The 5,855-nt window shown below is 68.2% G+C and carries 4 protein-coding genes; 1 reads left to right on the forward strand and 3 read right to left on the reverse strand.

Annotated features, from left to right (window positions below; genetic code table 11):
* The 3 genes from ACEN88_RS22930 to ACEN88_RS22940 form a co-directional block, all read right to left on the reverse strand.
* Nucleotides 1-674: sulfite exporter TauE/SafE family protein (locus tag ACEN88_RS22930; protein WP_413343338.1), on the reverse strand; the 674-nt coding region annotated here is incomplete at its 3' end.
* 4 nt (nt 675-678) lie between these two features.
* On the reverse strand, nt 679-2,088 hold the full coding sequence (gene hemN / locus ACEN88_RS22935) for an oxygen-independent coproporphyrinogen III oxidase (RefSeq protein ID WP_413343340.1): 1,410 nt from the start codon (nt 2,086-2,088) through the stop codon (nt 679-681).
* 102 nt (nt 2,089-2,190) lie between these two features.
* A complete protein-coding gene (locus ACEN88_RS22940; protein WP_413343341.1) occupies nt 2,191-3,741 on the reverse strand; it encodes a methyl-accepting chemotaxis protein in 1,551 nt (516 codons plus the stop codon).
* Between the two features lie 229 nt (nt 3,742-3,970).
* On the opposite strand from ACEN88_RS22940, the gene ACEN88_RS22945 reads away from it, so the two are divergent.
* The coding region (locus tag ACEN88_RS22945) for an amino acid adenylation domain-containing protein (protein ID WP_413343343.1) at nt 3,971-5,855 on the forward strand (1,885 nt) is incomplete at its 3' end.

Here is a 5,855-nt window from a genome sequence, read left to right on the forward strand (position 1 = left end):
AGGCCCAGCAGGCCGAAGCCCAGCACGAGGACGCCGCACGCGACCCGCACGCGCGGGCTCGCGAGCCAGCCGCGCAGGCGCGCGCCCATCAGGCCCAGGCCGAGCAGCATCGGCAGGGTGCCGAGGCCGAACGCCAGCATCACGAGTGCGCCGTGGAGGGCGGAACCGCTCAGCATCGCGGTGACCAGGACGCTGTAGACCATCCCGCACGGCAGCCAGCCCCATAGGCCGCCCGCGACGAACATGCGCGCGGGCCGGTCCAGCGGCCCGACTCTTTTCAGCAGGGGCTGCACGCCGCGCCACACGAAGCGGCCGCCCTGCTCCAGGCGCGCGAGGCCGCGCCACGCATCCATCAGGTAGAGGCCCAGCGCGGCCAGCATCAGGTTCGCGAGCCAGTACGCGCCTGCCTGCAGCGCCGGCAGTCTGGCGAGCGCCTGCGCGCCTTGTGCGAAGCCGCCGGCCAGCCCGCCCGCGACCATGTAGCTGCCGATCCGCCCCGCGTTGTAGGCAAGGACGTTGGCGACGGGCGCCCGCCTGGTCGCTACCCGCACGGGGATGACCCGTCCGACGGAAGGCGCCACCGACAGCGCGCCCACGATCCCGCCGCACATGCCGGCGCAGTGGACGCTGCCCAGCAGGCCTACCACGAAGACGGGAAGGAGCGCGACGTTCATGGGGTCACACCGTCCTGGAATGCGCGGCCGGGCCGCGCGTGGCGAGATAGCGGTCGAACACCATGCACACGTTGCGGATCAGCAGGCGCCCTTTCAACGTGACGCTGATCCAGTCCGGCGCGAGTTCGACGAGGCCGTCGCGCTCCAGTTCCGCCAGCTGCGCCATCTCGCGGGCGAAATAGGCGTGGAACGCGATCGGGAACGCGAGTTCGATGGTGCTGATCGACAGCTCGAACTGGCACATCAGCTTCTGGATGATCGTGCGGCGCAGCGCATCGTCCATCGACAGCCGCGCACCGCGCGCCACCGGCAGCTCGTTGCGGTCGAGCGCATCGTAATAGGCGTCCAGCGTCTTGACGTTCTGGCTGTATGTGGCCCCGACCGCGCCGATGGCGGACACGCCGCATGCGACGAGGTCCGCGTCGGCATGCGTCGAATAGCCCTGGAAGTTGCGGTGCAGACGGCCCTGCTGCTGCGCGACGGCGAGGTCGTCGTCTGGCCGGGCGAAATGGTCCATGCCGATATACACGTAGCCCGCGGCCGTCAGGCGTTCGATGCACAGCTGGAGCATGCGCAGCTTCGTGTCGCTGTCGGGCATGTCCGCTTCAATGATGCGGCGCTGCGGCTTGAACAGGTGCGGCAGGTGCGCGTAGTGGTACACGGCGATGCGGTCCGGCGCCGCATCGATCACCTTGTCGAGCGTCGTGCGCATCGTGGCCGGCGTCTGCTTCGGCAGGCCGTAGATCAGGTCGATGCTGACGGAGCGGAAATGCGCATCGCGCGCAGCCGCGATGATGGCGCGCGTCGCGGCCTCGGGCTGGATGCGGTTGACAGCGCGCTGCACGTCCGGATCGAAGTCCTGCACGCCGACGCTGATGCGGTTGAACCCCTGGCGCCGCAGGCCGTGCACGCGCGCCGCCGATACGGTGCGCGGGTCGATCTCGATCGAGTATTCGCCGACGGCATCCGGCGCGAAACGGAAGCAGCGGCGCAGGTGCGCCATCAGGTCTGCCATCTGCGCGTCCGACAGGTAAGTCGGCGTGCCGCCGCCGAAGTGCAGCTGCTCGACCTCGTTCATGCCGGCGAACAGGCGTCCCTGCATCTCGACTTCGCGTTTCAGGTAAGCGAGATAGGTCGCCGCCTTCTCGCGGTTCTTCGTGACGATCTTGTTGCAGGCGCAGTAATAGCAGACGGTGTCGCAGAACGGAATGTGCAGGTACAGCGACAGCGGCTTGCCGCCGCCGCGCGTGCGCAGGTCCGCCACGGCGTGCAGGAAATCGCGGTAGCCGAACGATTCCGTGAAGCGGTCCGCCGTCGGATACGACGTATAGCGGGGACCGTTGCGGCTCAGCCGGGCGATCAGGTCCGCGTCGAACTCGACGACGGGCTGGAATGCGGAAACTGCATCTAACATCGGGGAAACTCCTGGGCCTGCGGCGTGAACATACAAGATGAGTCTATTGAGGCGGGGTCGCAAAATCCTTGACTTGCATCAAAAATCACCGAGGCCAGTGTGTTACCGACGTCCAAGTTTAAAAACCGACAATACCTGTCCCAGATGGCCCACCTGCTCCGCCACGCTGGCGGACGCCATGGCCGACTCCTCCACGAGGGCCGCGTTCTCGCGCGTGATGCCGTCGAGCTCGACCATCGCCCCATTCACTTCCGCGATGCCCTCGTTCTGCGCGCGCGACGCCGCCGTGATGTCGCCCATGATGGCGGCCGCGTCCTGCACGGCGCCCACGACCTGGCGCATCGTCTGGCCCGCCGCGTCGACGAGCTCGTTGCCCTGCCCGACCTGGTGCACGGAATCCTCGATCAGCGCCTTGATTTCCTTCGCCGCGCCCGCCGAGCGCTGGGCCAGGCTGCGGACTTCGCCCGCCACGACGGCGAACCCGCGCCCCTGTTCGCCCGCGCGCGCCGCTTCCACGGCGGCATTCAGCGCCAGGATGTTGGTCTGGAACGCGATGCCGTCGATCAGGCCGATGATGTCGACGATGCGCGTGGCCGAGCCGCTGATCTGGCCCATCGTCGTGCCGACTTCCAGCACGGCCGCGCCGCCGCGTCCCGCCACCCGGGAGGCTTCGCCGACCAGGTTGTCGGCGCGCTCGGCGCCGTCCGTGTTCTGGCCCGCCTTGGCCGCGATGTGGGCGAGGCTCGCGGCAGTCTGCTCCAGGCTCGCGGCCTGCGCCTCCGTGCGGCGTGCGAGGTCGTGGTTGCCCGTCGCGATGTCGCGCGTGGCCGCATGGATCGCGCCGACGCCCGTGCGCACGTCGCCGACGATCGCCGTCAGGTTGATGTTCAACTGGCGCAGCGCGAGCAGCAGGCGGCCCATCTCGTCGTCGCGTCCCCGTGCGGGCGGGCGCGACAGATCGCCCCCGGCCAGCGCGTGGACGGCCTCCAGCGCCCGGTGCATGGGCGCCACGATGGACCGGTGCAGCTCGGCCCAGGCCAGCAGGGTCAGCGCCGCCCCGGCCAGCGCCAGCAGGCGCCAGCCCCAGGCCTGGGTGGCACAGGCCAGCACGCCCATCAGCAGCGCCTGCGTGCACATCATGACGCCCAGGCGCCGGCCCAGCGGCAAGGTGCGCAGGTCCAGCAGGCGCGCCCACCACGCGGTGCGGACGACGGCGCCGCGGCGGAGCGCGAGCCCCTCGGCCCGGCCGTCGCGCAGGCGTTGATAGATCGCTTCGGCGCGTTCGACCTGGTCGCGCGCGGGACGGGTGCGGACCGACATGTAGCCCACCGTCGTCCCTTCCTGCTTGATGGGCACGACGTTTGCCACGACCCAGTAGAAATCGCCATTTTTTCGACGATTTTTCACGAGTCCTGTCCACGGTTCGCCCGCCTGCAGCGTTTGCCACAGGTCGGCGAACGCCGCAGGCGGCATGTCCGGGTGGCGGACGATGTTATGGGCCTTGCCGATCAGCTCATCTTCGGTAAAACCGCTGACTTCGATGAACGTGGGGTTGACGTAGGTGATGCGGCCTTTGGTGTCCGTCTTGGACACGATGGACTGGCCGTCATGCACCGGGTATTCGATGCCCGTGACGGGTAGGTTGGTACGCAAGCGTGGCTCCTGGCTTTTAGTGAGGAAATATTGTTTTTTGGAAATTTTATGAAATCTGGTCCGCCTAAATCCTTGATCCAGATCAAAAATGACGGATTGGCTGATGAACACGGGCGTAATGAACACATGCGCCGCCCGGCCGTTAAAATGGAGTACCCTGCGCGGATGTGGCTGCCAGGTTTGCATTTTGTGTCTTGATGAAATTCAACCAACCCCAAGATAGCCGTCGATGAACGATATCTCTCCTCTGACACGGCACCCCGATGTCCTGTACGGCCCGCACCAGCCCGAGCTGTTGCGCGACGAGATCCTGGCCGACCTGCTGGAAGCAAGCGCGGCACGCGCACCGGACCAGCCGGCCCTCATCGCCGGCGACCGCCGCCTCACGTATCGCGAGCTCGACGCCCTGTCCAGCCTGGCCGCGTCGCGCCTGATCGACGCGGGCATCCGGCCCGGCCATATCGTCGGCCTGTGGATGCCGCGCGGCATCGACCTGCTCGTCATGCAGGCGGCGATCGCCAAGGCCGGCGCCGCCTGGCTGCCGGTCGACGAGGACACGCCCGTCGAGCGCCTGCTCGTGTGCATGGACGACGCCGGCTCCCCTGCCCTCGTGAGCAGCGAGCGCATGCGCGACCGTCTCGGCACCGTGACGCAACCGATCCACACCGCCGAAACACTGCTGGCGCCCGCGCCCGACGGCTACGAACTGCGCCGCCGGAGCAAGGTCGACGGCGACGCCCCCGCCTACGTCATCTACACGTCGGGCTCGACGGGCAAGCCGAAAGGCATCCTCATCGACCAGCGCAGCATCTGCCACTTCCTGCGCAGCGAGAACGAAGTGCTGGGCGTCAAGGCCACCGACCGCGTCTACCAGGGCTTTTCGGTCGCCTTCGACATGTCGTTCGAAGAAATCTGGATTTCCTACCTCGTCGGCGCCACCTTGTGGCTCGGGCCGAAGGAGACGGCCGGCGATCCGGAGGCGCTGCCGCGCCTGCTTTCGGAGAATGGCGTCACCGTACTGCACGCGGTGCCGACCCTGCTCGCCCTGTTCGCGGACGACGTGCCCAGCCTGCGCATCATTAACCTGGGCGGAGAAATGTGTCCGGAAACGGTGGTCGAGCGTTTTTCGAAGCCGGGCCGCCAGATGTTCAACACGTATGGCCCCACGGAAGCGACCGTGTCGGCCAGCCTCGCGCGCCTGGAGCCGGGCCGGTTGATCACGATCGGCACGCCGCTGCCGAACTACGGTTTGCTGGTCATTTCCACCGAGACCGACAAGGGCCTGCAACTGCTGCCGCGCGGCGACACGGGCGAGCTGTGCATCGTCGGCCCGGGCCTGTCGGCCGGCTACCTCGGCCGCCCCGACCTGACGGCCGAGAAATTCCTCCCGAACCCGTGGAGCGCGGGACCGGACGATCCGCGCCTGTACCGCACGGGCGATCTCGCGCGCATCGAGCCGGACGGCCAGGTCGTGTGCCTGGGCCGCACGGACGACCAGGTCAAGATCCGGGGTTTTCGCGTGGAACTGGGCGAGATCGAGGCCCAGCTCGCGCAACAGGACGGCGTCGGCACGACAGCCGTGCTGCTGCGCAAGGACGACGGCATCGACCGCCTCGTCGCCTACCTCGTGCCGGCCGCCGGCGCGACGCGGGAACAGCTCGCACCGGCCACGTTGCGCCGCGCGCTGTCCGGGAAGCTGCCGCCGTACATGGTGCCGAGCCGCTTCGAACAGCTGTCCGTGATGCCGCGCCTGACGTCAGGCAAGATCGACCGCAAGGCGCTGAAGGCGATGGCCCTGTCGGCCCCGCTACCGAGCGATCCGGCCGAATCGGACGTGGCGGAAACGCCGGGCGAGGAAGCGCTGTTCGCCGCGCTGGAGAAATTGTTCCCGGGCCAGCCGATCCGCCGCGAACTGGACTTTTTCAGCGACCTGGGCGGCCACTCGTTCTTCGCCGCCCGCCTCGCCGCGGCACTGCGCGCCGACCCGCGCTTCGCCCACGTCACGGTGCGCGACATTTATTCGCAACGCCAGATCGGCGCCATCGCCTCGAGCCTGGACCAGGCCGCCGGCACGGCCGCCGTCTTCCTGCTGCTGACCGTGAAGCTGACGATGA

This window comes from Massilia sp. CT11-108 (assembly GCF_047302915.1).
GTDB classification, from domain to species: domain Bacteria; phylum Pseudomonadota; class Gammaproteobacteria; order Burkholderiales; family Burkholderiaceae_D; genus Telluria; species Telluria orientalis.

Coding starts and splice junctions, on each gene's coding strand:
- hemN (WP_413343340.1), bottom strand. CDS start 2,088: ATGTTAGATGCAGTTTCCGCATTCCAGCCCGTCGTCGAGTTCGACGCG.